This window comes from Actinacidiphila glaucinigra (assembly GCF_035918135.1).
Lineage (GTDB): Bacteria > Actinomycetota > Actinomycetes > Streptomycetales > Streptomycetaceae > Actinacidiphila > Actinacidiphila glaucinigra.
Genome location: NZ_CP109144.1, coordinates 1,079,881 through 1,102,292 on the forward strand (window position 1 = coordinate 1,079,881; position 22,412 = coordinate 1,102,292).

Consider the following 22,412-nt stretch of genomic DNA (forward strand, 5'->3'; position numbering starts at 1 on the left):
ACGGAAACAGGTCATGAGCACCGAGAGCCCGCGCTTCAGGCTCGGCTTCCTCACCCATGTGCAGGGCCGCGACGACGACCCGGTCCGCACCTACCGCAACGCCCTGGAACTCTTCGTCGCCGCCGACGAACTCGGCTTCGACACCGGCTGGGTGGCCCAGCACCACGTACCCCTCGGCGGCGGGGGGCTGGCCTCGCCCTGGACGTTCCTCGCCCACGCCGCGGCGCGCACCACCCGGATCCGGCTCGGCACCGCCGTGACGATCCTCCCGCTGGAGGACCCGATCCGGCTCGCCGAGGACGTCGCCACCGTCGACACCCTCAGCGGGGGCCGCGTCGAGATCGGCGTGGGCAGCGGCTACAACGCCCTGGAGTACGCCGCCTTCGGCCGGGACGTCGCCCGCAAGCGCGAACTGACCAGCGAACACCTCGACGTGCTGCGCAGCGCGCTGGCCCGCGAGGAGGTCGGCGCGCCCGGCTTCCGCGTCCAGCCGGCCGCCGGCGACTTCGGCGACCGCATCTGGCAGGGCGCCTTCAGTACGCAAGGAGCCGCCTACGCGGCGGCCGGCGGGTCGAACCTCCTGCTCAACCGGGCGGCGTACGGCTTCGACTCCCCCACCGACGCGGTGCAGCGCCCGTGGGCGGACGCGTACCTCGGCGCCTGGGACTGGCCGCGCCGGCCCCGGATCGGGCTGTCGCGCTTCGTCTTCCCGGCGAAGGACCGGCGGACGGCGCTGCGGCAGATCGGTGACGACGTGCACCGCGCGGCGCTGCGCATGGCGGAGGGCGGCGCCTTCCCGAAGGGCCTGGACCTGAACGAGGCACTGCGCCGCTTCCACTCCTTCCACGGGCATCCCGAGGAGATCGTCGCGGCGCTGCGGCGGGAGCGGGTCCTGCCGGTCGCGACCGATCTGATCACCCAGTTCAACCCCGCCGTCCCCCACCACGACGCGGCGCTGCGCGCGCTGGAACTCATCGCGACGGAGGTGGCGCCGGCGCTGGGCTGGCGGCGCGCGGCCGAGCCCGAGCCCCGGCCCGAGCCGGCGGGAGTCCCGACATGACCGACCACACCCCCGGCACAACAGCCCACACCGACCACCACGGCCCCGAGGGCCTGCTCACCCGCGGCACGGTCGTCGTGGTACCCGGTCGCGGCGAGACACCGGCGACCTACACCCGCTTCGGGCGGCGGCTGGCCGCGGACGCCTACCGCGTCCGCGTCGTGACCGCCCCGGAGCCGGACCACGGTGACCCGGCCGGTTCCCTGACCCTGTTCGGCGAGCGCCTCGCGGCCGCCGTCGAGAGCACCGCCATCGAGGGTCCACCGGCCGCCCCCCTCGTCCTGGTCGGCGCCGACTCGGGCGCCGCCGCCCTCGCCGCGCTCCTCGGGCGGCCCGGACCCGCCGGGGTCCGGCCGGACGGCGTCGTCCTCGCCGGGCTCCCCGGCCGGGCGGCTTCCGCCGGAGCAGGCGGCTGGGAAGGCGAACTCGACGTCCGCACCTCTTGCCCCGCCCACCGCGACACGCTCACCCGGGATCCCCGCGTACGCCGGGGTTCGCTGGGCGAGCCGCTGCCGGATTCCCTGCTCACCGCCGCCTACGAGGCCGAACTCGCCCTTCCCGCGCTCTTCCTGGTCGGTGACACCGACCCGCTCGCCGATCACGACGCCCTCGCGCGCACCGCCAAGTCCCAGCACCGCGCCCGGCTCTCGGTGGTCCGCGGCGCCCACCACGACGTGCTCAACGACATACAGCACCGCTCCGTGGCAGCCGAGGCCGTCACCTTCCTGGAGACGCTGCGCAACGGGCTGGTGCCCGTCGTGGCGGTGGAATCCAGCACCTGGTGACCACGCCGAGGTCCCCGTTCGCCCACACCCCCGCCCGCCCTGACCCGGAAGGTCCCCATGGCCGTCATCCTTTCCGTCTCCGGAAGCCCCTCCGCCACCTCCCGCACCGCACGGCTGCTGCGCCACCTGGACGACCGGCTCCGGCTCCAGGGCCACGAGGTCGTCCCCTTGGACGTGCGCACGCTGCCCGCCGAGGCACTGCTCGGCGCCGACGTACGCCACCCCGCCATCGCCGCGGCCGCGGCCCTGTTCCAGCGCGCCGACGGCGTGGTGATCGGCACGCCCGTCTACAAGGCCGCCTACTCGGGCCTGCTCAAGTCGCTGCTCGACCTGCTGCCGCAGTTCGCCCTCGCCGACAAGACCGTGCTGCCGCTGGCCACCGGCGGCACCACCGCCCACGTCCTGGCCATCGACTACGCGCTGCGCCCGGTGCTCAGCTCGATGGGCGCCACCCACGTCGTCCCGGGGTGGTTCACGCTCGACAAGGACCTCACCGTCGCCGACGACGGCACACTGACCGTCGCGCCCGCCACGGCCGAGGCCCTGACGCAGGTCACCGACCGATTCTCCGTCGCCCTGGGAGGCCGTACGACCGCACTGGCGCCCACGGGGTGAGCCCCCGCCCTCCGTACGCCGCGCGCGGGACTCACGTCGCGGGCCCGGTCTCCCGGCACAGGTCGCGGATCGCGGTCACGTGCGGGTGCCAGGGGCGTGTGGCCGGGCCGGCGAGGAGCAACCTCCGTTCCACCCGCGGCAGTACGGGGACGAGGGTGAGACCGCCCGGCAGCATGCTCCCGGCCAGCGAGGGGACGACCGCGACGCCGAGGCCGGCCTCGACCATGCAGAGAAGCGTGCCGAGTTCACGGATGCGCTGCGTGGGACGGTACGGAACCCCGGCCAGCGTGTGGAGTTCCCTGAGCTGGCTCTCGGCGCCGGAGGTGGTGGCGAGCAGCGGGTCGTCCAGGAGGTCGGCCAGTTCGATGGAGTCCTCGCCCGCCAGCGGATGGTCGCCGCGCATGACGGCCTCCAGCGCGTCGGTCGCGACCGGGACGGCCCCACGGGGCACCGGGTCCGGGTCGATGAGGATCGCCGCGTCGACCGTGCCGCTCTCCAGCCACTGCGTGATCTCCTCGGCGAAGCCCTCGAAGATCCTGATCTCGACGTGCGGGGCGTTTTCTCGCCACAGCCTCAGCAGCCGCGGCAGCAGCCCGTGCGCGGCGGTCGGCGGTACGGCGACGGTGATCGTGCCCTCGGCCGCCGCGTCGTGCCGGGCGGCCGCCGCCGCGGCGAAGGCCCGGGCCGCGGCGAGGGTGGCGCGTGCGTGCGGCAGCAGCGCGTCACCCAGGGGCGTGGGCCCGGCAGGGGCGGCACGCCGCACCAGCTCGCCCCGTACGGCACGCTCCAGGGACGCGAGTGAGTGCGACACCGAGGACTGGCTCATGCCGAGCGCGGCGGCGGCCGTACCGAACCCGCGGTGGTCCGCGATCGCGACGAACACGTTCAGTTGCCGCAGAGTCACGTCCATCGGTGCCTCGCATCACGGGATGAATACCATCGATTTGCCTCATCGTACGGCGCGCGGCCACGCTGGCAGGGCTTTCACAGGACCGACAGAACCGACAGAGGGGACGCGGCCATGCCGAACGCGACACCGCCCTCCCCCCGTGGCACCGCCCACAGGGCCGGCCCATGACCGGCCGGCCCGGCCGGGCGGGCCGGGTCGTCGTCGGTGTGAGCGGCTCCCTCGCCGGCCTCGCGGCGCTGCGCCGCGGCCTGGTCGAGGCCCGGGCCACCGGCCGGCCGCTCCTCGCCGTCCTGGCGTGGGAGCCGCCGGAGGGCGAGGCCCTGTACCGCGCTCGGCCCGAGTCCTCCTGGGCGGACCTCTGGGCCGAGGGGGCGGCTCGGCGCCTTGACCAGGCCCTGGACGACGCGTTCGGCGGCCTGCCGCCGGAGGTACGGATCGAGCGGCGGGTCGTCAGGGGCGCCCCGGGGACGGTGCTGTGCGCCGTCGCGTCCGATGCCGCGGACGTGCTGCTCGTCGGCACGGCACGGTCCTCGCGCTCACCGATGGGCGTGCACCGCAGGCCCGTCCAGAGGGCCGTCCTCGCCGGCGCCGTGTGCGACCTCGTGATCGTCGGCGGGCCGCGCCTGCTGCCCCGCGAGGCGCGACTGCTGCGCCGCTGCCGTCGGCGGGACGTCCGGCCGAGAGCGCGTCGGAAGCATGGCTGATCCCGGACACGGCCGCGGCCCGCGCGCCGCCTGCACCCCGACCCGAGGAAGGAACCCCCGTATGACCCGAGGCACCGGCCCCGCTCCCCACCCCGATCCCCGCAGGGCCCGCCGGTGCCGGACCTGCCGCGGGTGGGGAACGCTCGTCGCCGCTCCCGGTGGCCTCGCCCTGTGCCGCGGCTGCCAGATCCCCCGGCAGCGGTCCGGCCCCACCGTCCCGTACGCCCAGGAGACTCCCCCGCGGCGCGCCGCCCGGTACTCCGCGGCCGCCCCGGCCGTCCGCCGCGCCTCCGCCGCGCGCTGAGACCCGGCGGCGCCGACCGGACGGCGTCACCCCCTGCGGGCGATCTTCGCCGGTTGTTCACCTGTGGGCCCGATTGCGCTGGCCCGGCGGCGAGATGATCGCCTTTCCGACCGTAGCGCAACGGAGAGACGATGCTCCCCAAGAGAACCTACGCCGCGCTCACGACCGCGGCTGTCGCTGCCGGCACGCTCGTGGCCGCGAGCCCGGCGAGCGCCCACCACCCGCACGTGACGCCCACCTTCCAGCGCACCGCCACGTACCCGGTCTTCCAGAACCGCCCGGCGGGCGAGGACCCGGCCGCGGCGACCGTCGCCGAGATCTCGGCGGTCAGCGAGGACGGCCGCACCCTGGTCTACACCGACGCCCTGGCGCGCCGGATCGGCTTCCTCGACATCGCCGAGCCGGGCAGCCCGCGCGGCCTCGGCACGCTGTCGCTGGCGGAGCTGGGCGACGCCGAGGACGAGCCGACCTCCGTGGCCGTGGTCGGCCAGTACGTGCTGGTCGTGGTGAACACCAGCAGCGGCTACTCCACGCCTTCCGGACGTCTCGACGTCATATCCCTGCGCGACCGCGAGCGGGTCACCAGCTTCGACCTGGGCGGTCAGCCGGACTCCATCACCATCACCAAGGACAAGCGGTACGCCGCGATCGCGATCGAGAACGAGCGCGACGAGGAGGCGACCCCGCCCGGCGGCGAGGAGGGCGACCTGCCCCAGGCCCCGGCCGGCTTCGTGCAGATCGTCGACCTCAAGGGCGCCGCGCCGCAGCACTGGAGCACCCGGGCCGTGCCGCTGACCCGGCCCGACGGCACCGCGCTGCCCGTGCTGTCCGCCGCCGGGATCGTGGAGCCCACCGACCCGGAGCCGGAGTACGTCGCCGTCAACGGCCGCAACCAGCTGGCCGTGACGCTGCAGGAGAACAACGGCGTCGTCCTGGTGGACCTGCCGACGGGCCGCATCACCAAGGCCTTCACCGCCGGCACGGCCACCGTCCGCGGCATCGACACCGTCAAGGACGGCGTCATCGACCAGACCGGCTCGATCACCGAAGTGCGGCGCGAGCCCGACGCCGTCAACTGGATCGACGACCGCTACTTCGCGACCGCCAACGAGGGCGACTGGAAGGGCGGCACGCGCGGCTGGACCGTCTTCGACAGCCGCACCGGCAAGGTCGTCTGGGACGCGGGCAACAGCTTCGAGCGCCTGGCCGTCCGCTACGGGCTGCACAACGAGGACCGCGCGGCCAAGAAGGGCACCGAGCCGGAGGGCGTGGTCGTCGCCACCTTCCACGGCGTGCGGTACGCCTTCGTCGGGTCGGAGCGCAGCAACTTCGTCGCCGTGTACGACGTCAGCCGCCCGACCGCCCCGGTCTTCCGCCAGATGCTGGCCACCACCAACGGCCCGGAGGGGCTGCTGCCGATCCCGTCGCGCGACCTGCTCGTGGTCTCCAGCGAGGAGGACGACGCCTCGGTCAACGTGCGGGCCTCGGTGAGCCTGTTCCAGCTGGGCAAGGGCACCCCGTCGTTCCCGGGCATCGTCTCGGCCTCGGACTCCGGCGGGACGCCGATCGGCTGGGGCGCGCTCGGCGCGCTGTCCGCCGTCCCCGGCAGGCCGCACGAGCTGTACACGGTCACCGACGCGGCGTACTCCGTCACCAGGATCATGACCGTCGACACCTCGCGGAAGCCGGCGGTCATCACCCGCGCCCTGACCGTCAAGGACGCCGACGGCAAGCCGGTCGGCTACGACGCCGAGGGCATATACGCCCGCCCGCAGGGCGGCTTCTGGCTCGCCGTCGAGGGCGCGACCGGCGACGGCAACAAGCTGGTCCGCCTCGACCGCGACGGGGTGACCAGGCAGGTCGTCACGCTCCCAGCGGACGTCGCCGCGGGCCTGGCGAAGCAGGGCTTCGAGGGCGTCACCGCGACCACCGACCGGGGCGGCCGCGAGGTGGTCTGGGCCACCCTGCAGCGCGAGGTCAAGGGCGACCCGGCCGGGGTCGTCCGGATCGGCCGCTACGACGTCGGGTCGGGCACCTGGAGCTGGTTCGGCTACCGGATCGGCACCACGGACACCCCGGGCGACTGGATCGGCCTGTCCGAGATCACGGCGGTCGGCGACAAGCTCGCCCTCATCGAGCGGGACAAGCTGAACGGCCCCGCCGCGAAGATCAAGCGCGTGTACACGGTCGACATGCCGAAGTCCGCCGCCCCGTCGGGACCGCTCCAGGTACTGCCCAAGGAGCTGGCCCACGACGTGCTGCCCGACCTGCGGGCGACGAACGGGTGGACGCAGGAGAAGCTCGAGGGCCTCACCGTGGGCGGTGACGGCCACGTCTACGCCGTGACCGACAACGACGGCCTGGCCGACGCCACCGGAGAGACGGTCTTCATGGACCTCGGTTCCGGCAGGAAGGTCTTCGGGAAGCGCTGATCGTCCGCGCCGCCCTCCCCCGTACGGCCGCCGGTTCCACCGGCGGCCGTACGCGTCGGGCCTGCGCGGGCCCGGCCCGCGCCAGGTGCACGACGACCCCGGCCCGGCCCGCCGCCCCTCGTCGCGCCGAGGCCGCTGAGCCCGCCGGTCACGCTTCCGGACGGCGCGCGAGGAAGACGAACTCCCGGCCGGGCCGGTCCGGGGCGTCCCGCACCTCGTCGAGGACGTACCCCTGCGCGGTGAGCTCTGCCTCGACCTCCTCCCGCCGACGGAACCGGAGGGTGGAGGTCGAGGTCAGCACCTCCCTGCCGGCGGCCAGGACGTACGTCCAACGGAACGTCACCAGCGGCCCGCTGACGTCGAGCAGCTCGACCCAGTACTCCACCGGTCCGGTGCCCGGCACGTCCACGACCCGGTGCGACGTCTCCCGGTTCCAGCCCTCCCATGCGCGCTTCGCCGGATCCCGGGTCTCGAACACCAGACGGCCGCCCGGCCGCAGCGCCCCGTACACCCCCCGCAGGGTGTCCCGCCACGCCCCGGGGTCGTCGATCGCCTGGGCGACGTTGGCCGTCATCGTCGCCAGGTCCACGCGCAGCGGCGGCAGCTCCGTCGCATCACCGTGGATCCACCGGACCCGCTCGCCCCCCGGCTTGGCCCGGGCGACGTCGAGGGCCGCCCGGGCCGGGTCGACGGCGACGACCTCGAAGCCGAGGCCGGCCAGGCGCAGGGCGAACACCCCCGTTCCGCAGCCGATGTCCAGGACCCGGCGCGCGTCGTACTCCCGCACCAACGCGGTGTACGCGTCGAGGTCGCCGCGGCCGGGGTCGTCGAGGGCGTCGTACAGCGCGGCGAGCCGCGGGTCCCGGAATTCCTCGTCGGCCATGGGGGCGACACTACCCGGGGTGGGATCCACGTCACATCCGTGGCCGTGTCACGTTTCCACCGGCCCGCCCGTCATGGCTGCGTAACCGTCACCGCGCAAGAGGAGACCGCCATGGAAGCCCGCGTGAACCTGTTCGGCAACGCCCTCGCACTCAGGTTCTTCAAGCACCTCAACTCGGCGGGCAAGGTGCCCGCGGAGTCGGGGCTGCCGGCCGCGACCCAGGAGCTGGTGAAGATCCGCGCCAGCCAGATCAACGGCTGCGCCTTCTGCGCCGACATGCACACCAAGGAGGCCGCCGCGGCCGGCGAGACCTCGGTGCGCCTGAACCTCGTCGCGACCTGGCGCGAGGCCACGGTCTTCTCCGAGGCCGAGCGCGCCGCCCTCGAACTCACCGAGCAGGGCACGCGCATCGCCGACGCCGCCGGCGGCGTGACGGACGAGGTCTGGGAGAACGCCGCCAAGCACTACGACGAGGACCAGCTCGTCGCCCTGATCGGCCTCATCGCCGTCATCAACGCCTACAACCGCGTCAACGTCGTCAACCGCCAGCCCGCCGGCGACTACCGGCCCGGCCAGTTCGGCTGAGGGCGGGCGGACGCCCCGGCCCGTGCCCGCGGGCCGGGGCACCGCCGGCCCCTCCGGGCGATCCCAAGTGCCGCTGCCGTGAACCATGTATGCCGGGTTGTAGCGTGATGCGGCATGAGCACCGGTTCGCCGCTCTCAGCGGTCCCCCGACTGGCAGGCGCGATCGTCGTCGGAGCGGCCGCCGGCGCGGTCGTCGGCGGCGCCCTGACGGACGCGTCGCTGGGGGTCCTCGCCGGAATCGCCGCGACGGAGACCGTCTTCGTCGTGACGGGCTGGCTCGTGCTGTGGGCGATGGACGCGGCCGCCACCCACCGCAACGCCCGGCGGGAGGACTTCCGGCCGGTCGTCGAGGAACTCGTGGTGGTGGGCGCGGCCCTGTGCGGGCTGCTCGCCATCGTCGTCCTGCTCCTGCGCGGCGCCTCCGACAGGGATCACGCCGCGGCGGCGACCGCGCTGGGCGGGGTGTTCATGGCCTGGGCGGCGCTCCACCTGATGTACGCCGCGCGCTACGGGTACCTCTACTACGCGGCGTCGGCGGGCGGGATCGACTTCAACTCCCCGCACCCGCCGACGTACCGGGACTTCCTCTACTTCAGCTACAACCTGGGCATGACGTACCAGGTCTCCGACACGGACGTCTCCAGCCCGGCGATCCGCGCGACGGTGCTGCGGCACTCGCTGCTGTCGTACGTCTTCGGCACCAGCATCCTGGCCACCACCATCAACCTGGTCGCCGGGATGGTCACCGGCTGACCGCGGCCCGCGAGCTTGTACCCCGGGCCCAAAATTCCTGTCAAGTCCCGAATTGCAGCGACATGACGCCGGGCGCCGCGCCCGGCTTACTGGAGGCATCGGGTTCACGCCCCCAGGGGCAGCCCACCGGACACCGCCGGAACCCCTCCACCACCGCTCCCGAAGGACGAAGACCATGGCCCGCACCCACCGCACCAAGCGCCTCGTCACCCTCACCGCCGCGACCGCCCTGGCCGCCGGAGGGGCGCTGATCCCCACCACCGCGTTCGCCGCCACCACACCGTCCGAGGCCCACGCGTCCGCCGCGAAGACGTCCGGCCGGGGCGGCGGTCACGGCGGAGGGCACGGCGACTGGGACCAGGACTGGGGCGGCGGCCGCTGGAACCACGACGGAAACCGCCCGAACAGCAGCGGCAACGGCAGCATCGTCATCGTCCTCGGCAACAACAACTCCACCAACATCAACAACGGCACCGTCAACAACGGCGTGATCCTCGACTGAGCGTCCGGCGACGTTCCCGCCGACCCGAAGACCACAGCGCCCCCGGCCACCGGGGGTGCTGTTCCCGTACCGGTACGCCGACGGGGCCGGAAGGGCCCGGCTCACCCCTCGGAGCAGACCTCGTCACCCGGCAAGGTGCGCACCCGGGCCAGGAGCCCGCGGAGCGCCGCGATCTCCTCAGGGGACAGGTCCCCGAAGAGCCCCCGCTCGACCTCGTCCACCGCGGCCCGGGCCTCGGCCAGGACGCCGCGCCCCCGGTCCGTGATGGCGACGATGTGGCGGCGCCGGTCGGCCGGATCCCGACGGCGCTCGACGAGCTGCGCGGACTCCAGGTCGTTGAGGATCGCGACCATGATGCTCGGATCCACCTCGAGCGCCGCGACAAGACCTTGCTGCCCCATGGAGCCGCACCCGCCGAGCAGCATCAGAGTGGCCCCCGCCCGCGGCGCCAGGCCGCAGGAGCCGAAGGCGCGCTGGACGCGGCTGTTGGCGACGGCGCCGTGTCGGGCCAGCAGAAAACCGAGCTGCTCCAGCGGGTCGCCGCCGGCAGCACCCTCAATCGCGATCTCGTTCACTGCCATGACCCCATCATAGCGCGACACCAACCATCGTGAAGGTCGGGTAATCCATGACCTTCAACGATTTTAGTGATCATGACGCGCGTGCGGACGGGCATCCGTCACACCCCCCCGGGCGGATGTTTGGGCCGGGTTATTCCACTTCTCAGGATTCCTTGCGCGAGGCGATGGTCACATCCCTTAAACGATTGACCGCCATCAATCATCTGTTAGGTTCCATTCACCAGCGATTCACAGCGACGCCGGCCCTCACGGATCCAGCGCCTGCGAACCAGGAGCCCCGCCCCGGCGGCCCCGCGGAATCGCCCCCGCACGACGGGGACCGGCCCACCGGCCGGACCGTCGTCCGACGCCCCGCACACCGGGGCACAGCTAGGAGAGAACCAGTCATGAACAAGTGGACGCGCATCATCGCCACCTCCACCGCCTCGGTGGCACTCGCCGGCACCGCCCTGCTCGGAGCCACCGGGTCCGCCTCCGCCGCTCCCCGGCCCTCCGGCCAGGACCGGCAGACCGTGACCGCAGGCAGCACGGCATGGGACAGGACCGGCGACCGCGCCGGGAACGACGACCGGCGCTGGAACAACGAGATCACCCGCCACCACTACGACTACGGCCACCACGGCGTGCAGTACTGGCAGGGGTACGACGGCAAGCTCTACCGGTTCGACGGCCACCGCCTGGCCCGCTGGAGCCACGGCCACTGGGTGACCGTCTGGCTGTCCTACGGCCACGGACCCGTCCGCTGAGGCGCGACCGCATCCGGCACACCCCGCCGGACCACGCGCGCCCCGGCGACCGGACGGCGACGTCCCGGCCGCCAGGGCAGGGAGCCGCACCGGTGCCGAACCGTCCCGTCCTCGCACGGCCCGGCACCGGCCGGCTCCCGCCCCTCTTCCTCCCCTGATGCCGCCGGCACACCGAAAGACCCGGAGAACAAGCACCATGCTCAAGGCCATCCCGACGACGAAGTCCGGCGGACTGCTCACCAACGCCTTCGTCGCGATGCGGCGCCGGCAGACCCGGGCCGCCGCCTCCGGCACCGGACGGCACCGCGGCCGGCCCGCCAGCGAGGGCCTCACCGCCATCGACGCTCCGGGCCTGGGCACCCACCGCCGCCCGTTCGACGCTCCTGTCCCCGGCGGCACCACCAGCCAGGACTGAACCACCACGGCGTCGTCGCGCGTCACCGAGCTCCGTGACCCGAACTCCGTGACCGGCTCCGGCACCGACGAACACTGGTCCGCGCCCTTGGCGGGACCTGCGTCCGGGTCTCGCCGGCCTCCGCCCGTGCCCGGGTCGACGCCCGGCGGGGACAACGGACTCCGGCGCCTCCGGGACGAGTCGGCCGCAGGTCCGCGCGCACCACGCGCCCCGGCGCACGGCCCGCGCCCCGCCGGGGCCGCCGTCCCCCGGCCTCGCGGACCGGCTCCGTCCGGTCCGTCTTCACGGCGATCCGCACCCCGTGAACGTCGTCGCTGACGACTTCGGCGCAACGTGCGCCCGCGATCCGGCGACGCAACGCGCCGCCGCGGGGCTCCGGTTGCCCTCCGGCACGACGCCGGGCATTCCCGCGCCCACGCGAGCGGGAACGAAGCGGCGATCCGCCGCTCCCACCGGCGCCCCTTCTGCGCGCCGCCTCGTGACGCCCCGGCGACAGCTCGAGCAGGGGCGCTCTTGGCATGTCAACTCCCCATCCGTCCGGATGGGTTCGCCGCCGCACACCACCCCACTTACCAAAAGTTAGCGGCTAATCCCCTCTTTGGGCCGCGGCAGCCGGGTGCTCCACGGTGGAGGCGTGGGACCCGCACCTCGCACCCCCCGGCGACGCGGGCAACCGGGCTCCCCGGCGCCATGCGCCGGGGAGCCGCCCCACGGGGACACGAACCCACCTGACGCAACTGGAACTTCACATGGCCACCCTGCTGCACCTCGACTCCTCCCTCCACCCGGGCTCCGACTCCCGCTCCCGCACCGTCGCACTCTCCTTCCGCGACGCCTGGCGGGAGCAGCACCCGGACGGCACGGTGCTCTACCGCGACCTCGCCGCCGACCCGCTCCCCCACCTCGACGTGCACGGCTTCTCCGCGGCGTTCGTCGACGCCCCGTCCCGCACGCCCGAGCAGGAAGCGGCCTTCGCGGGCCGGCTGACCCTGATCGAGGAGCTGGAGCGGGCCGACGCCGTGCTCCTCGGCGCCCCGATGTACAACTTCACGATCCCCTCGACGCTCAAGAGCTGGATCGACCACGTCCTCATGGTCGGCCGCACGACGGGCGACACGTCCAGCGTGAAGGGCGTGCCGGTCACGGTCATCGCCAGCCGCGGCGGCTCCTACGCGCCGGGCACCCCGCGGGAGTCCTCCGAGTACGTCCAGAACTACCTGCGGGCCATCCTCGGCGAGTACATGGGCCTGGACCTGGACTTCATCGTCCCCGAACTCACCGCGGCGGCCTCGAACCCGGCCATGGCCGAGCTCGTCCCGCTGGCCGAGGCCTCGTGGGCCCGGGCGCTGGAGGACGCGACCGCCAAGGGCAAGGAGGTCGCTCAGCGCGTCAGGGCCGCCTGACGCCTGCGGCTGTCCTGCCCGTATCCCGCCCGAGTCCTGCCAGGAGACGGGCGGGACACGGCCCCTCCCGCCGGGCCTGGTACCGGGAGGCATAGGAACAGCGTTCCGTGGCCCGCTCCGCCGCGTTGACGCAGCCTTGGCCTTGTCCCGCACACCTCGCACGGCCTCCCGCCGCGGCGACCCCGCCCCGTTCGGAAGATACGCATGAGCAACCAGACGACCACCCACCACGGCCCCGTCGGCCCGGCCCCCGGCCCCGCCCCCGGCGCACAGGAGACCGGCATCGACGGTCTGGCGCACCTGGTCGACGACCTCGCGCACGCGATGGCCACCACACCGGAGGCCGTCCTCGCCGGCATGTCGGACGACGTGCTGAACGCCCTCTTCCGCCTGCACGTCCGGCAGGAACCCGCGCACGGCCCGCGGTCCGACGGCGTCCTGGAACCCGGACAGAACCGGGTTACGAGGTAAGGCCTGCCTCGCCTGCCAGCTTTCCGCCCGAAATGTACATTTACATGGTGAACGACCGATTGGCGCTGCTCGCCGCTGTGGAGAAGGGCATCGCCGAGGGCGAGGTGCTCCGGCTCGCACTGCAGCACGCGGTCGCCGAGCTGGACGGGCTGGGCGGCACGGTCCACTTGTGCGGGCCGATGTCCGCACTGCGCCTGGTGTCCACGGTCGGACTGTCGTCGGGGTCCGTACGCCCCTGGGAGATCATCGACCAGGAGAGCCCCGCGGTACCGGCCCGCGCGGTGCGCCGGCGCGGCCGCGTGTGGGCGGCCGACGGATCGGCCGGCGCCGTCCGGCCCGGGGTGGGGAAGGGGTGGCCCGGCTCGGGGCTGGCGTCCGTGGCGCTGTCGGACGGCGTGAGCTCGGTGGGGTCGCTGACCGTCGTGACCGGCCCGGCCGGGGAGCCCACCGAGGAGCAGTGGCGCTTTCTCGAGGCGGTGACCGCCTGGGCCCAGGAGCGCGTGGACCAGGCCCCGCCCCCGACCCGCCCCACACACGAGGAACCCAGCGGCAGCCGGCTGCGGCAGGCCCTGAAGGCCGTCGAGGTGGGCACGTGGGACTGGAACATCCGCACGGGCGAACTCGCCTGGGACGACGCGGCCATGGCCGTCTACGGCACCGATCCCACCGACTTCGTGCCGCGGGTCGAGAGCTGGATGAAGGTCGTGCACCCCGACGACCTGCGCTGGACGCTGGCCGCCGCCGAGAAGGCGATCAGGGACCGCGGCGTGTTCGAGGCCGAGTACCGGGTACGCCGCCCGGACGGCAGCTACGGGTGGACCGAGACCCGCGCCAAGGTCGTCCTGGACGACCGGGGCGAGCCGTACCGGATGATCGGCACGGCGTGGGAGAGCAACGAGTCGCGGTCCGCGCGCGACGCGCTGAGCCGCGCCCTGCGGTACATGAGCGACGGCTTCCTCTCCGCCGACGAGGACTGGCGGATCACCTTCGTCAACCTGGAGGCGGAGGACGTGCTCGGCTCCTCCGAGGAGGAGTTGTTCGGCCGGGTGCTCTGGACGCTGCCGTCGGTGCGGCAGGTCCCCGGGCTGGAGTCCCGCTGCCGGGAGGCCGCTGCCAAGGCGGCGCCCACGAGCTTCGACGTACGGATGCCGGACACGGGCTCCTGCTACCAGGTCCGGCTGGTCCCGCTGCCCGACGGGGTGACGCTGTACTTCACCGACGTCACCGACCGGCGCAGGCACGAGGCCGAGCGCGCCGCCGCCGAGCGCGCGGCCGGCGAACGCGCGGCACGGATCGCCGAACTCACCGCGGCCCTCGCCAAGGCGACGACCTCGCGCGACGTGGTGGACGCCGTCGCCCAGCGCGTGCTGCCGCCGTTCGCCGCCACCGGGCTGCTGGTGCAGGCGCTGGAGGACGGCAGGGCCCACAACGTGGGGTCCGTCGGCTATCCCCAGTCCTTCCTCGACAACCTCCAGGGCCGTCCCCGTGGCGCCGAGGACCCGGTGTGGGAAGCGATTTCGACCAGCGGGCCGGTGTTCGTCTCTTCCGCGGAGGAGTACGCGGCGCGGTACCCCGCGATGGCGGACCGCCCGCACCTGACGGGGAAGGGATCGTGGGCCTTCCTGCCGCTGACCGCCTCCGGGCTCACCTTCGGCGTCTGCGTGGTCGCCTTCGACCAGCCGCGGCGCCTGACGGACGAGGAGCGCACCCTGCTGAGCGCCATCAGCGCCCTGGTGGCCCACGCCCTGGAACGCGCACGGCTGTACGACGCCGAGCACACCCGCTCCCGGGAACTGCAGAGCGCCCTGCTCCCCCAGCAACTGCCCGCGCTGCCGTCCTGCGAGCTCGCCGCGCGCTACCTGCCGACCGAGCAGGGAGCGGACGTCGGGGGCGACTGGTACGACGTGATCCCGCTGTCCGCCGGCCGGGTCGCGTTCGTCATCGGCGACGTGATGGGCCACGGCCTGTCCGAGGCGGTCACGATGGGGCGCCTGCGCACGGCGGTCCACACGCTGGCCGGCCTCGAACTGCCCCCCGACGAGATCATGGGACATCTCAACGACATCGTCGGCGGACTCGGCGCGGACTCCTACGCGACCTGCCTGTACGTCCTCTACGACTCGACCACCGGCACCTGTTCGGTCACGCGGGCCGGGCACCCCCCGCCCGCGGTCGTCCATCCCGACGGGACCGTGCGCTTCCCGAAGGCGGCGCCGAACCCGCCCCTGGGAGCGGCCGAGCAGCCGTTCGAGAGCATCGAGCTGCAGATCCCCGAGGAGAGCTTGCTCGTGCTGTTCACCGACGGGCTGGTCGAGTCCTCCGAGCGCGAGATCGACGAGGGCCTGGGCGACCTGGCGCGGCTGCTGGCCGACGCGGACGGGGCCGACCTGGGCGCGCTCTGCGACACCCTCATCTCGAGGCTGCTCCCCGTCGGACGGACCACCAGCGACGACATCGCGCTCCTCGTCGCCCGCGTCCACGCGCTCGCCCCCGACCGGATCGCCTGCTGGCCGCTCCCCGAGGATCCACGGGCGGCGGGGATCGCCCGCGGGCACGTACGGGATCAGCTGGCGACCTGGGGTCTGGAGGAGCTGACGCCGACGACGGAGCTGCTCGCCAGCGAGCTGGTGGGGAACGTCGTGCGCCACGGCAGGGGCCCGATGACGCTGCGGCTGCTGCGGGACATCGACCTGGTCTGCGAGGTCTCCGACGACAGCCTGACGATGCCCCGGATCCGTCACGCGTCCGACACCGACGAGGGCGGCCGGGGGCTGCAGCTCGTCGCCTCCCTGTCCCAGCGGTGGGGCACCCGCTACACCCCGAACGGCAAGTGCATCTGGACGGCGCAGCAACTGCCGGACCCCGACGTCTGCGCGCCGTCGCCGGAGCCGTTCGACCTGGACGCCGTACCGCCCCTCGAATGACCGCCCGAGCGGTCCGACTTCCTTCGTGCGCACCGGCATTGCGCGGGAGGTGGTCGCGGGGCCGTCCCCCTCGGGGGCCGCGGTGTGACACGTCTGTGACAGTCGGCGGACAGGGTGATGACGCCGCAGCGCGAAGGTAGTGGATGTAGGGCAAAACACCCTAATCGGACATCCGCCTCCCGCTTCCGAGGGCGCGAGCAGCCACGACAGCCGCCCCGCCGAAGGACACCCCCATGAGCCCCGCACCCGCCACGCCCCACGCCGACACCGACGCCGAGACGGGTGCCGACACCGGCACCGGGCTCCCCGAACTCGCCCCCCGCGAACGCGAGACGCTGCGCCACATCGCCGCGGGCCGCACCTACCTCCAGACCGCCCGCCACATGGGACTGTCCAAGCACACCGTCGACGCCTACCTCCGCCGCATCCGCGCCAAGTTCGGCATCCACAGCACCGCCGAACTCACCCGCACCGCCATCGCGCTCGGACTGTGAGCCCCCGCGACCCCGTCCGCCCGCAAGGTCAGGACCGGCCGAAACCGTTGAGGAACGTGTCCACCACGAGGTCGGCGGCCCGAGGCGGTTCCACATCGGGGAAACGGTGGGCGACGGTGTCCACCAGCTGGTCGAGGACCGCCCTCACCCACTCCGGGGAGGCGTCGGGACGCAGATACCCCTCGTCGGCGGCGCGCCGCAGGAAGGCGTCCAGCCGCGCGCTCTGCACCGCGCGCCGGCGGTCCGCGTCGGGGTCCTGCCGCATCATGCGGCGCGTGTCGACGGGCCACTCGCGGCTGACGGGGACGATCCCCTCCACGTAGCGGTGCAGGGCGACGGGCACGGGCGCCTCCATGAGCCGCGCCTCGTCGAGGACGCGCTCGGCGGAGTCGAGTTTCGCGTGGAAGACCGCGCTGAGCAGCGCTTCGCGCGTGGCGAAGCGGCGGTGGACGGTCGTCCGGTCCACCCCCGCCGCACTGGCGATGGCCGACATCGAGGTGCCGGGGTCCTCGGCCAGCAGCCGGGCCCCGGTGCGCAGGACCACGGCGAGATTGCGTGCGGCATCAGCTCTCATGATGGCGACATGGTAACAGCGAGTCGCAGTTAGACATACATCACCATCACGCCCGCAGCATTCGCAATCTCTAGTGCTACATTGGTGTTGCAGTTAATCGACGAGCTTCCACAGTGATCTCGGTTCCGCCCATCGGCCCGGGAGCGCTCGTCACAGGACAGGAGGAACGTTCCATGGCACGTACGTGGCTGATCACCGGTGGTTCCCAGGGCCTCGGCCGGGCCCTCGCGGTCGCGGCGCTGGAGGCGGGCGACCAGGTCGCGGTGACCTCGCGCAGGCCGGAGGCTCTGGCCGAACTGGCGCAGGCCCACCCCGAGCGCCTGCAGAGCCTCGCGCTGGACGTCACCTCGCCCTCCGGGGCCCGGGACGTGGTCGCGGCGGTGGTCGAGCGTTTCGGCGGCCTCGACGTCGTGGTCAACAACGCGGGCTACGCCACCAACGGCACGGTGGAGGACTTCCCGGAGGACGAGTTCCGGGCGCAGGTCGAGGCGAACCTCTTCGGGGTCGTCAACGTGACACGGGCGGCGCTGCCCGTCCTGCGCGGCCGGCGTTCGGGACACTTCGTGCAGATCTCGTCCATCGGGGGCCGCGTCGGCGGCACGCCCGGCCTCAGCGCCTACCAGACCGCCAAGTTCGCCGTCGCGGGCTTCTCGGAGGTCCTGGCGAACGAGGTGGCCCCGCTCGGCATCAAGGTGACCATCGTGGAGCCGGGCGGCATCCGCACCGGCTGGGCCGCCGGCGCCGCGCTGACCTCGGGTCCGATCACGGCCGACTACCGGCAGACCGTCGGGCTGTGGGGGGAGCGGTTCGCGGCCTACAGCGGTTACGAGCCCGGCGACCCGGCCCGTATGGCCCGCGCGATCGTCGACGTCGTCGGCGCCGAGGAGCCCCCGCGCCGCCTGCTGCTCGGCAGTGACGCCCTGGAGATCGCGCTGAGCGCCGAGGAGGCACGGCTCGCGGAGGCCAGGACGTGGGCGCACGTCAGCCGTTCCACGGACCATCCGGCCGCACCCGGCTCCGCCTGACCCCCCGGCCCGGCCCCTGCCGTTTCCCACTGCTCCCTTGCCCCTCCACCGGAAGGACATCACTGATGATCATTCGCGACAGGCTCTACATCGGCGGCTCCTGGGTGACCCCCAGCGACCCGGACCTCCTCCTCGACATCCGCTCCCCCCACGACCGGTCGCTGCTCGGCCGGGTGGCCCAGGCGGCCGACGCGGACGTGGACACGGCCGTGGCCGCGGCGCGCGAGGCCTTCGACCACGGGCCCTGGCCGCGCACCGACCCCAAGGAGCGGCAGGACGTGATCCGCCGGGTCAACGCGCTGCGCGAGGCCCGGGCCGACGAGATCGCCGCGACGATATCCGCCGAGAACGGTTCGGCGGGCTGGTTCACCAAGGCCGGCCAGCCCTTCCTGACCCGCCAGGTCGAGGCCTACCTCAAGGCTGCCGGGGAGCTCGGCTGGGAGGAGGTGCTCGCGCCCTCGGACCCCTCGGTGGACTTCGACACCGTCGTCAGGCGCGAGCCCATCGGCGTGGTCGCCGCGGTCATCCCCTGGAACTCGCCCTTCTCGGCGGCCACGGCGAAGCTCACCCCGGCCCTGCTGGCGGGCAACACCGTGGTCCTGAAGGTCTCCCCGGAGAACTCGCTGAGCATGATGCTGCTGGCCGACCTCTTCCACGAGGCGGGTCTCCCCGAGGGTGTGCTCAGCGTCCTCCCCGCGGACCGGGAGACCAGCGAACACCTCGTCTCGCACCCGGACGTCGACAAGATCGCCTTCACCGGGTCGACCCGTGCCGGCCGGCGCATCGCCTCGATCGCCGGCGAGCAGCTCAAGCGGGTCAGCCTGGAACTGGGCGGCAAGTCCGCGGCCGTCGTCCTGGAGGACGCCGACCTTCCCGCAGTGATGCAGGGGCTGCGCTTCGGCTCCCTGGCGAACAACGGCGAGGCCTGCATCCTGCAGACCCGGATCCTGGCGCCGCGCAGCCGTTACGAGGAGGTCGTCACGGCCCTGAAGGAGATGGTGGAGTCGCTGAAGGTGGGCGACCCCTCCGAGCCGGACACCTTCATCGGCCCCATGATCCGCCGTGACCAGCAGGAGCGTGTGATCGACTACATCAGGCTGGGGATCGAGGAGGGCGCCCGCCTGGTCACCGGCGGCCCCGAGGTGCCGCCCGGGCTGGAGCAGGGCCACTACGTCACCCCGACCGTGTTCGCGGACGTCGACAACGGCATGCGCATCGCCCAGGAGGAGATCTTCGGCCCCGTACTGGTCGTGATCGCCTACGACGACGAGGACGACGCCGTGCGCATCGCCAACGACTCCGAGTACGGCCTGTCGGGAGGCGTCTGGACCGCGAGCCCCGAGCGCGCTCTGGCGGTCGCCCGCCGGCTGCGCACCGGGACCGTCACCCTGAACGGCTCCCCGATGAGCTTCGACGGCCCGTTCGGCGGTCACAAGGCGAGCGGCACCGGCCGCGAGTACGGTGCGGTCGGCCTGACCGGCTACGTCGAGTACAAGACGATCACCCGCCGGCGGTGACGGGGGCGGGCCGGGCCCGGACGGTGTGCGGCGCGACCCGGGCCCGGCGGTCACCGGCCGCGGCGGCGCGAACGGGGCTCAGGTGGCGTCGGCGTGGAGGTTCTTGACCTTGATCCAGTCACGGCTGCGGCGACCGGGCAGATACGTACTGGTCAACCGCTTCGCCACCACCCCGTCGTACCCCTCCTGCCGGATGTAGTGCAACGCCTCACTCGCCATCGCCGGCCAGTACGGCGGCACCACCACATGCGGCCCCGACACCCCCAGATCATCCAGCAACGCCCGCCGCGCCGTATACGGCGAATGCAACACCGGCTCCCCCAAATGCAGAATGTCGTACACCACCAACCGCACCGGCATCGCCGCCGCGGCCTCCGCCACCGCCGCCGGATGCCGCACACTCATCCGCCGCTGCAACCGCTCCACCGACACCCCGCCATGCTTCCCCAACGCCACCACCTCCCCGTCCAGCACCCCCACCAGACCGGGCGGCAACACCCCCGCCAACCCCTCCAACTCCGGATACCCCGCCGTCACGTCCTGCCCGATCCCCGACACCAACCGCACCCGCCCGTCCCCCGGCAGATACACCAGCACCCGGGCCCCGTTGAACAACGGCTCGAACCCGTACTCCGCCTCCACCCCCACCCCCGGCAACGGACCCGCCACCGCCAGCATCGGCGACCACGCGGGCAGATCCGCCCGAGCCACAGAATCCGCAGGAACACGCGTACCCATATACACCAGCATCCCCCCACACCCCCCGACCGGCGAATCAAACACCGCACGGCCCGAGCGTCGCGGACCCGCCCCGGCCGGGCCGGCCGGGGCGGGCCGCGCGGAGGTCAGGCGGGTGTACCGGCGAACTTCGGGTTCGCGCCGTACTGGTTCTCCGAGGGCTGGCCCTCGATGCAGAAGAAGACCAGCAGGACGATCGCGCCGACGATCGGCACGAGGCCGATCAGCAGCCACCAACCGGAACGCCCGGTGTCGTGCAGGCGGCGGGCGGAGACGCCGAGCGTGGGCAGGAGCACCGCGAGCGCGTAGACCGACTGGAGGTAGTCGAAGCCGATGGCGCGCCCCACGAAGAGGAGCAGGATGCTGACCACCAGGTTGACCAGCGCGAACATCCAGTATTCGGTGCGGCGCGCGCGCCCGTCGAAGACGACGTACTTCTTGAGCACGTCCAGGTACCAGTGCATGCGGAACCCCCCAAGGGCGACGACCGTAAGCCCGTCCGGAACGGCCGGGCAGGCGGAATGTACGGTTTTGTAGTGCACAGGTCAAGATGTGCGGCGGTAAAAGGTCTTGATCCGCTTCATGGCGATCCGCTCGTACCGTCCCCATGACGGGTCGCCGGTCATACTCCGCCGCTTTCGGGGTAGACGCGGCGCGAGCGGCCGGATTCACCGGCCGGCACGCACACCCACCGCGGAGGTCCTCCGATGTCCCCCCAGCCCCAACCGGGTCGGCCTACGGCGTCCATGACGTTCGACCGCATGCTGGAGCGGGTGCGGTACGACGGCGTCTACCCCACCCGGGAGCGGGCCGAGGAGGCAGTGCGCGCGGTGCTCGCCGCGCTGGGCCGCCGGCTCATCGGCGACGAACGCGTCGCGCTGGCCGCGTGCCTGCCCGTCGAGGCGGCGCTCGTCTTCACCGCCGAGATCCCGGAGATCCGGCCCATCACCTGCGGCGCCTTCGTCGAGGACCTGGCCGCCCGCACCGGTGGCACCACGGCCACGGCACGCTGGGACAGCCGCACCGTGCTGACCGCGGTCGCCCGGCTGGCCGGACGCGACCTGACGACACGCGTCCTCCACCAGCTGCCCTGCGGCTACGCCCCGCTCTTCGGCCGCGACGGCCTCGTCAGCGCCGCCTGAGCGAGCGCTCCCGCGGCGGCTACAGGTGCCGCATCCAGAGGTTGGACTCGGCGTAGACGCCCCGGTCCCGCTCGCGGTCGATCTCCACGAGGTCGAGTGCTCCCGGGACGACGTAACCGCCGGTCCGCGGGAAGGCCATGCCCGCCCACGCCTCCCACTCGGCCACGGTGCCGGGGATCACCATGGAACGCGGCACGGGCGCGAGGACGGTCGCCCCGAGCCGTTGGTGGGTGCGGATCCACGGGTCGAGGTGCAGACCGTCCGGGCGCGCCCAGCCGGCGAAGTCCTCCATCGCCGCCAGCGGGTACCGCGCCTTGAGCGTGGGCCGTACCGGCGCGATCACACGCCGCAGCCCGGCTTCCACGGCGCGGTCGCGCAGCGCGGTGAGCACCCTGCCGGCCAGTCCGCCGCCGAGGCGGTCCGAACGCACGGCCGCGACCATGACGCAGAGGGTGTCCGGCACCACGGAGGCCTCGTGCCCGGTCACCGCCGCGGCCATGGCGCCGTCGTACCCGTCGGGCAGCGTGCCGACCTCCCCGTCCCAGCACAGCGGGACCCCCGCCCCGCCGGCCACCACCTCGCCGCCGTCCAGCAGCAGCACGTCGAACCGCGGGAAGTACGCCAGCGCCCGGCGGCGGTACTCCGCCGAGGACGGGGCGTGCAGGATGAACTCCGGCCACCCGCCCCAGAGCGCGGCCCGCGCCTGCTCACGAAGGTCTGGGCGCTCGCCTGCTGTCACGATCTCGGTCTCGGGCACGCGGGGATCCTAGGGCGATCGCGCCCCGCGCGGCAGGGCGTTCGCGAGCCGGACGGCGGACGGCGTGCACGATGCCCGGCCCGTGCCGGAGG

General features: G+C 73.3%; 25 protein-coding genes. 18 read left to right on the top strand and 7 right to left on the bottom strand.

Going from position 1 to position 22,412, the window contains the following annotated elements:
• Window positions 1-13: 13 nt before the first annotated feature.
• The 3 genes from OIE69_RS04655 to ssuE are packed head-to-tail and all read left to right on the top strand — an operon-like array spanning window position 14 to window position 2,460.
• Entirely contained in the window at window positions 14-1,060 is a 1,047-nt protein-coding gene (locus OIE69_RS04655; protein ID WP_326570644.1) for an LLM class flavin-dependent oxidoreductase, read from the top strand.
• Complete coding sequence (locus OIE69_RS04660; RefSeq protein WP_326570645.1) at window positions 1,057-1,845, top strand: alpha/beta hydrolase; 789 nt, start codon at window positions 1,057-1,059, stop codon at window positions 1,843-1,845. Before OIE69_RS04655 ends, OIE69_RS04660 begins: the two co-directional genes overlap by 4 nt.
• A 57-nt stretch (window positions 1,846-1,902) precedes the next feature.
• Window positions 1,903-2,460: an NADPH-dependent FMN reductase gene (gene ssuE, locus OIE69_RS04665; protein ID WP_326570646.1), complete on the top strand. Its 558-nt coding sequence runs from the start codon at window positions 1,903-1,905 to the stop codon at window positions 2,458-2,460.
• Between the two features lie 31 nt (window positions 2,461-2,491).
• Here the strand turns inward: ssuE and OIE69_RS04670 are convergent, their stop codons facing one another.
• Window positions 2,492-3,370 (bottom strand): LysR family transcriptional regulator, encoded by an 879-nt coding sequence (locus OIE69_RS04670; protein WP_326570647.1) that lies wholly within the window; start codon window positions 3,368-3,370, stop codon window positions 2,492-2,494.
• Window positions 3,371-3,534: 164 nt separating this feature from the next.
• Between OIE69_RS04670 and OIE69_RS04675 the strand changes: the two genes are divergently transcribed.
• The 3 genes from OIE69_RS04675 (at window position 3,535) to OIE69_RS04685 (ending at window position 6,810) form a co-directional block, all read left to right on the top strand.
• Entirely contained in the window at window positions 3,535-4,074 is a 540-nt protein-coding gene (locus OIE69_RS04675; RefSeq protein ID WP_326570648.1) for a universal stress protein, read from the top strand.
• A gap of 61 nt (window positions 4,075-4,135) precedes the next feature.
• Window positions 4,136-4,378, top strand: a complete 243-nt coding sequence (locus OIE69_RS04680; RefSeq protein WP_326570649.1) for a hypothetical protein — start codon at window positions 4,136-4,138, stop codon at window positions 4,376-4,378.
• 131 nt (window positions 4,379-4,509) lie between these two features.
• Entirely contained in the window at window positions 4,510-6,810 is a 2,301-nt protein-coding gene (locus OIE69_RS04685) for an esterase-like activity of phytase family protein (RefSeq protein WP_326570650.1), read from the top strand.
• A 148-nt stretch (window positions 6,811-6,958) separates the two neighbouring features.
• Here the strand turns inward: OIE69_RS04685 and OIE69_RS04690 are convergent, their stop codons facing one another.
• Window positions 6,959-7,693 (bottom strand): class I SAM-dependent methyltransferase, encoded by a 735-nt coding sequence (locus OIE69_RS04690; protein WP_326570651.1) that lies wholly within the window; start codon window positions 7,691-7,693, stop codon window positions 6,959-6,961.
• Between the two features lie 111 nt (window positions 7,694-7,804).
• Between OIE69_RS04690 and OIE69_RS04695 the strand changes: the two genes are divergently transcribed.
• The 3 genes from OIE69_RS04695 (at window position 7,805) to OIE69_RS04705 (ending at window position 9,533) form a co-directional block, all read left to right on the top strand.
• Window positions 7,805-8,278 (top strand): carboxymuconolactone decarboxylase family protein, encoded by a 474-nt coding sequence (locus OIE69_RS04695; RefSeq protein ID WP_326570652.1) that lies wholly within the window; start codon window positions 7,805-7,807, stop codon window positions 8,276-8,278.
• A 114-nt stretch (window positions 8,279-8,392) separates the two neighbouring features.
• Window positions 8,393-9,031: a DUF1345 domain-containing protein gene (locus OIE69_RS04700; protein ID WP_326570653.1), complete on the top strand. Its 639-nt coding sequence runs from the start codon at window positions 8,393-8,395 to the stop codon at window positions 9,029-9,031.
• 175 nt (window positions 9,032-9,206) lie between these two features.
• A complete protein-coding gene (locus OIE69_RS04705) occupies window positions 9,207-9,533 on the top strand; it encodes a hypothetical protein (protein ID WP_326570654.1) in 327 nt (108 codons plus the stop codon).
• A 101-nt stretch (window positions 9,534-9,634) separates the two neighbouring features.
• Here the strand turns inward: OIE69_RS04705 and OIE69_RS04710 are convergent, their stop codons facing one another.
• Window positions 9,635-10,114 carry a MarR family winged helix-turn-helix transcriptional regulator gene (locus tag OIE69_RS04710; RefSeq protein ID WP_326570655.1) on the bottom strand — a complete coding sequence of 160 codons (480 nt, stop codon included), beginning with the start codon at window positions 10,112-10,114 and terminating at the stop codon, window positions 9,635-9,637.
• Window positions 10,115-10,500: 386 nt separating this feature from the next.
• Here OIE69_RS04710 and OIE69_RS04715 point away from each other — a divergent pair, with 386 nt between their 5' ends.
• The 6 genes from OIE69_RS04715 (at window position 10,501) to OIE69_RS04740 (ending at window position 16,567) form a co-directional block, all read left to right on the top strand.
• Entirely contained in the window at window positions 10,501-10,860 is a 360-nt protein-coding gene (locus tag OIE69_RS04715; protein ID WP_326570656.1) for a hypothetical protein, read from the top strand.
• A gap of 196 nt (window positions 10,861-11,056) precedes the next feature.
• The gene (locus tag OIE69_RS04720) at window positions 11,057-11,275 is read left to right on the top strand and encodes a hypothetical protein (protein WP_326570657.1); all 219 of its coding nucleotides are present in this window, start codon (window positions 11,057-11,059) and stop codon (window positions 11,273-11,275) included.
• Between the two features lie 749 nt (window positions 11,276-12,024).
• Window positions 12,025-12,678: an FMN-dependent NADH-azoreductase gene (locus OIE69_RS04725; protein WP_326570658.1), complete on the top strand. Its 654-nt coding sequence runs from the start codon at window positions 12,025-12,027 to the stop codon at window positions 12,676-12,678.
• Window positions 12,679-12,882: 204 nt separating this feature from the next.
• Window positions 12,883-13,149, top strand: coding sequence for a hypothetical protein (locus tag OIE69_RS04730; protein ID WP_326570659.1), 267 nt, complete (start codon window positions 12,883-12,885; stop codon window positions 13,147-13,149).
• A 47-nt stretch (window positions 13,150-13,196) separates the two neighbouring features.
• Complete coding sequence (locus OIE69_RS04735) at window positions 13,197-16,073, top strand: SpoIIE family protein phosphatase (RefSeq protein WP_326570660.1); 2,877 nt, start codon at window positions 13,197-13,199, stop codon at window positions 16,071-16,073.
• A gap of 233 nt (window positions 16,074-16,306) precedes the next feature.
• Window positions 16,307-16,567: a response regulator transcription factor gene (locus tag OIE69_RS04740; RefSeq protein ID WP_326570661.1), complete on the top strand. Its 261-nt coding sequence runs from the start codon at window positions 16,307-16,309 to the stop codon at window positions 16,565-16,567.
• 28 nt (window positions 16,568-16,595) lie between these two features.
• Here the strand turns inward: OIE69_RS04740 and OIE69_RS04745 are convergent, their stop codons facing one another.
• Entirely contained in the window at window positions 16,596-17,141 is a 546-nt protein-coding gene (locus OIE69_RS04745; protein ID WP_326570662.1) for a TetR/AcrR family transcriptional regulator, read from the bottom strand.
• A gap of 173 nt (window positions 17,142-17,314) precedes the next feature.
• On the opposite strand from OIE69_RS04745, the gene OIE69_RS04750 reads away from it, so the two are divergent.
• The gene (locus tag OIE69_RS04750) at window positions 17,315-18,166 is read left to right on the top strand and encodes an oxidoreductase (RefSeq protein ID WP_326570663.1); all 852 of its coding nucleotides are present in this window, start codon (window positions 17,315-17,317) and stop codon (window positions 18,164-18,166) included.
• A 65-nt stretch (window positions 18,167-18,231) separates the two neighbouring features.
• Window positions 18,232-19,683, top strand: a complete 1,452-nt coding sequence (locus OIE69_RS04755; protein WP_326570664.1) for an aldehyde dehydrogenase — start codon at window positions 18,232-18,234, stop codon at window positions 19,681-19,683.
• 78 nt (window positions 19,684-19,761) lie between these two features.
• On the opposite strand, the gene OIE69_RS04760 is transcribed toward OIE69_RS04755, so the two are convergent.
• Both OIE69_RS04760 and OIE69_RS04765 read right to left on the bottom strand, forming a co-directional pair.
• A complete protein-coding gene (locus tag OIE69_RS04760) occupies window positions 19,762-20,433 on the bottom strand; it encodes an ATP-dependent DNA ligase (protein ID WP_326570665.1) in 672 nt (223 codons plus the stop codon).
• Window positions 20,434-20,528: 95 nt separating this feature from the next.
• Window positions 20,529-20,885: a DUF805 domain-containing protein gene (locus tag OIE69_RS04765; protein WP_326570666.1), complete on the bottom strand. Its 357-nt coding sequence runs from the start codon at window positions 20,883-20,885 to the stop codon at window positions 20,529-20,531.
• A gap of 282 nt (window positions 20,886-21,167) precedes the next feature.
• Here OIE69_RS04765 and OIE69_RS04770 point away from each other — a divergent pair, with 282 nt between their 5' ends.
• A complete protein-coding gene (locus OIE69_RS04770) occupies window positions 21,168-21,563 on the top strand; it encodes a DUF2267 domain-containing protein (RefSeq protein WP_326570667.1) in 396 nt (131 codons plus the stop codon).
• 19 nt (window positions 21,564-21,582) lie between these two features.
• On the opposite strand, the gene OIE69_RS04775 is transcribed toward OIE69_RS04770, so the two are convergent.
• Window positions 21,583-22,320 carry a hypothetical protein gene (locus OIE69_RS04775; RefSeq protein WP_326570668.1) on the bottom strand — a complete coding sequence of 246 codons (738 nt, stop codon included), beginning with the start codon at window positions 22,318-22,320 and terminating at the stop codon, window positions 21,583-21,585.
• Window positions 22,321-22,412 lie beyond the last annotated feature (92 nt).